The sequence below is a fragment of the Nocardia araoensis NBRC 100135 genome (assembly GCF_000308435.1).
GTDB classification, from domain to species: Bacteria; Actinomycetota; Actinomycetes; order Mycobacteriales; family Mycobacteriaceae; genus Nocardia; species Nocardia araoensis.
Window position 1 is genome coordinate 1 of record NZ_BAFR01000245.1, and the last position, 634, is coordinate 634.

Annotated in this window: 1 protein-coding gene; it reads left to right on the plus strand. The window is 67.8% G+C overall.

Going from position 1 to position 634, the window contains the following annotated elements:
• A partial coding sequence (locus ON21_RS30170; RefSeq protein WP_039803557.1) for a condensation domain-containing protein occupies positions 1 to 634 on the plus strand: 634 nt, incomplete at both ends.

Genomic DNA, 634 nt, shown 5'->3' on the forward strand with positions numbered 1-634 from the left:
ATTGACCGGTGAACTGGATGTCGCCGCGCTGGGTGCGGCGCTGCACGACGTGGCGGCGCGTCACGAGGTGTTGCGCACGGTGTATCCGGAGACCCCCGATGGTCCGGTGCAGGTGGTGCTACCCGCCGGGCAGGTCGACTTGGACCTCACCCCGCGGGTGCTGGCCGAGTCCGACGTGCCGAGCACCGTGTACGCGCTGGCGGCTACTCCGTTCGATGTGACGGCCGAGGTGCCGTTGCGGGCCGTCCTGATCCAGGTCGACGGAGCGCCCGAGACGTATGTGCTGGCGGTGGTGGTGCATCATATTGCGGCGGATGCGTCGTCGATGGGTCCGTTGGTGCGGGATGTGATGGTGGCGTATGCGGCGCGTACTTCGGGTGAGGTTCCGGGGTGGTCGCCGTTGCGGGTGCAGTATGCGGATTATGCGTTGTGGCAGCGCGAAGTGTTGGGTGATGAGAGCGATCCGGCATCGATCGCGGCGCAGCAGATCGCGTTCTGGCGTGCGGAGCTGGCCGATCTGCCCGACTTGCTCGAGTTGCCGACCGATCGGCCGCGTCCAGCGGTGGCGTCGCTGGCGGGTTCTCGGGTGCCGGTGGCCGTGGATGCCGCGACGCATGCCGGTTTGACGGAACTC